The organism is Brachyspira catarrhinii, from assembly GCF_005518285.1.
Lineage (GTDB): Bacteria > Spirochaetota > Brachyspiria > Brachyspirales > Brachyspiraceae > Brachyspira > Brachyspira catarrhinii.
This window is the reverse complement of sequence record NZ_SJDU01000247.1, coordinates 1-3,545: the sequence shown is the minus strand read 5'-3', so window position 1 is coordinate 3,545 and position 3,545 is coordinate 1. Positions and strand designations below refer to the sequence as shown.

Annotated in this window: 3 protein-coding genes; 1 reads left to right on the top strand and 2 read right to left on the bottom strand. The window is 29.6% G+C overall.

Features of this window, described 5'->3' with window-relative positions:
• On the top strand, positions 1-696 hold a 696-nt coding region (locus EZH24_RS08840; protein WP_137998798.1), incomplete at its 5' end, for a DNA-methyltransferase.
• 241 nt (positions 697-937) lie between these two features.
• On the opposite strand, the gene EZH24_RS08835 is transcribed toward EZH24_RS08840, so the two are convergent.
• Together EZH24_RS08835 and EZH24_RS08830 are read right to left on the bottom strand one after the other, a co-directional pair.
• Positions 938-2,485, bottom strand: a complete 1,548-nt coding sequence (locus EZH24_RS08835; RefSeq protein ID WP_137998797.1) for a BCCT family transporter — start codon at positions 2,483-2,485, stop codon at positions 938-940.
• A 30-nt stretch (positions 2,486-2,515) separates the two neighbouring features.
• The gene (locus EZH24_RS08830) at positions 2,516-3,283 is read right to left on the bottom strand and encodes a creatininase (protein ID WP_137998796.1); all 768 of its coding nucleotides are present in this window, start codon (positions 3,281-3,283) and stop codon (positions 2,516-2,518) included.
• Positions 3,284-3,545: the final 262 nt, after the last annotated feature.

Below are 3,545 nucleotides of genomic sequence, written 5' to 3'. Positions count from 1 at the left end.
ATATATATAGTATTGACATCTCCGCCTTATAATTTTGGAATAAATTACGAGAATACGAACGATGTCAATATTTGGGAAGATTATTTTGACAAATTATTTAATATTTTTAAAGAATGCATAAGAGTTTTGAAAGACAGCGGGAGGATTATCATAAATGTTCAACCTATGTTTTCGGATTATATTCCAACGCATCATTTAATCAGCAATTTTTTCTTAAAAGAAGGTTTGATTTGGAAAGGCGAGATAATTTGGGAAAAGAATAATTATAATTGTAAATATTGCACTTGGGGAAGTTGGAAAAGTCCTTCTTCGCCATATTTAAAATATTCTTGGGAGTTTGTGGAAATATTTTGCAAGAATTCTTTGAAAAAAGAAGGCGAAAAAAATAATATAGATATAGAAGCGGAAGAGTTTAAAAAATGGGTTTACGGCAAATGGAGTATAGCTCCAGAACGAAACATGAAAAAATATAAACATGACGCGATGTTTCCAGAGGAATTGGTTAAAAGGCTGCTTAAATTATTTTCTTATAAAAACGATATTGTTCTTGACCCTTTTAACGGAGCGGGAACGACAACAAAAATGGCAAAGCAATTAAATAGAAAATTTATAGGAATAGACATATCGGAAGAATATTGCAAAACTGCCGAAAGTAGAATAAACAAAATAAAAGAATTATTTGAATTAAAGGAATAAAAAATGTATTCCGTAAAAGATATTATACAAGATTATAATAGCGTGGTTAATTAAGCCATTGGAAGAAAATATTTTAAATAACGCGATTAAATTAATGGAAAACGAATTGAGAAAATATTTATAAAACTATAATTAATGTTTAAAATTTAATCTTTCTATTGACATTATAAAAAATGCGCCAATCTCTCATATATAAAAAGATTAGCGCCGTAAAATAAATTGGTTCTTAATAAAAATAAAGTTAGTTGTCCTTTTTTAATCTTTTAACTAAATTTATACACATTAATATCGTAAGCACGGAAAAAGGAACGCCCGCTATTATAGTCGCTATCTGAACAGTCGTTAATGCATGAGTTCCGCCTATTATAAAAAGCACTAAACACACGGATGTAACTAAAATTAGTAACACTATTTTAAATATATTCGATTTGCTTCTTTCAGAAGAAACATAATCCGACAATACAATTATTCCAGAATCCAATGATGATATATAATAAGTGCCAACCAATATAGTGGCAAGTAAAGTTAATATAGAAGTTAAAAATCCAATATTCATATTTTGGAACATAGTAAATATACCCATTGAATTATCTACAGCTACAGCTTCCGATACCGCTCCTGCACTCTTTATGTCATAATAAATGGCGCTTCCGCCCATTATACATGACCATATTATAACAAATAAAGAAGGAACTATTATAACCCCAATCATAAAATCTCTTATAGTTCTTCCTTTGGATATTTTTGCTACAAACCCTCCAGTAAATGAAGCAAAGGCAAATGTCCAGCACCATATAAATACCGTCCACCAACCGCTCCAACTCTCTTGCCATTTAGAAAAACCAGCTATCATAGAAGTTGAGTCGGTATAAAAACCCATAGGGAATAAATTAAATAAGTAACTTCCTAAACTTTCGACAAATAAATGAAGTATAAATAAAGTAGGTCCCACTATAATCATTAATGTTAAAATTATCAAAGAGAATATGGTATTAGTTTCGCTAACTATTTTAATTCCTCTATGAATTCCAGTCGACATTTCAACGCCAACTATTATAGCTAAAGCAACTATAATAATAAGATGATGTAATAATGTTATTTTAATATTAAATAAAATTTCTAAACCAGATGCAAATTGAACTATTGCAAAACCAAAAGATGTTGACAATCCTAATACCGTTGTTAAAATTGCAATTGTTTCTATACATACGGATAAAACCCCTCTACTCTTTACTGGGAATAAATCTAAAATCGTATCTCTATAAGTTAGAGGTTTTTTAGAATTATGAAGAGAATACGCCATACATATAGACGCTATACAGTAAATTGCCCAAGCATGAATTCCCCAGTGAAAATATGTCCAATTCATAGCATACTCTATATTTTCAAGAGACATTGCTGGAGCAAATTTATCGCTTCCAAACATCATAATAGGTTCTGCTATTCCCCAGAATATCATACCGACTCCTTGTCCGCATGCATAAAGCATAGAATACCATGCAAATCTATTAAATTCTGGTTTTGCATCGGGGCCGCCTAATACAACTTTGCCATATTTTCCAAAAATAAGCCATATAGAAAATAATAAAAAACTTGAAGCTAATGCTACAAAATACCAATTTAGATATTTCGTAACCAGTGTTCTAATATAATTAATTACATTAGAAGCCTCTTCATGAAATAATAAAGCCAATAGAACCACAGATATAACTATTACACTACTTACTATTTTAATAATAAGGTCTATTCTCTCTCTATTGCTGTATTCATCGTTATTTTTCTGTTGCATAAAAATCTCCTTAAAAATTAGTTTAATTATTTATATTGAATATTCTTTTTTTAACGCTTTTGAAATACCGTCAACGCAAACTTTATATAATATTTCTCCTTTTTCTACCGAAGCGTTTTTTGGAGACGATAAACATCCCGATTTAGGCGTTCTTTCTGGTATTATTGGATATATATCATATAAAGGTAAATCAGCAGGTGGTAAATCTAATACTTTTTTCATGTTTACCAAATCTGGATAAAGATAAAGCATTAGGGAAGTTTCCATAACTCCAGCATGCTCTAATGCCCAACCAGTAAATCCATCTGGATATAATTTATTTATAGTTTCTTCGGGAACAAAATCCCAATATGACAATAAAGCTATTTTTCTAAAACTATCTTTAGTATCGTTAAGTGCCAAATCGATTCCTTCCATAAGAAAAGAATTATTTTCAAAATGTCCATTTATTAAAATAATATTTTTAAATCCATGTCTAATATACTCTTTGATGATATCTTTAACATACGAAATCAATGTGTTCCCTTCTATACTTGTAGTTCCTATTAAATGATATCCTCCTCCTGACCTTTGCTGAGACTTAGCGGCATAAGTTATTGGATATGCAACTATGCAATTTATTTTCTCAGCTATTCCTTTAGATATAGATAGCGATAAATTCACATCTACATTCATAGACATATGAGGACCATGTTGTTCTATTGCCCCTACTGGAATAATTATAGTTTTATTCCACCTTTTTATGCTATCCACATACGAAAAAGAATCCATTTCATACATTAATACATTTTTTTTCATAATTTATACCTCCAATTAGTTTGTTTATTAATAAATGAATTGCATTTAATAAAAATGTATTCTTATAAATTGTTACAGTAAAGTGAAATCTGCAAATATAAATTTCTAATATAAAATTAAATATTATAGTATATACCAATAAAAAGTATGCACAGCAAAAAGAGAAATAAAGTTTTAAAAAATAAATTTCTCCGCAAAAAATATTATGATTTAGATGCGATGCGATGCGATGCGATGCGATGCGATGCGATGCAAAGGTAAC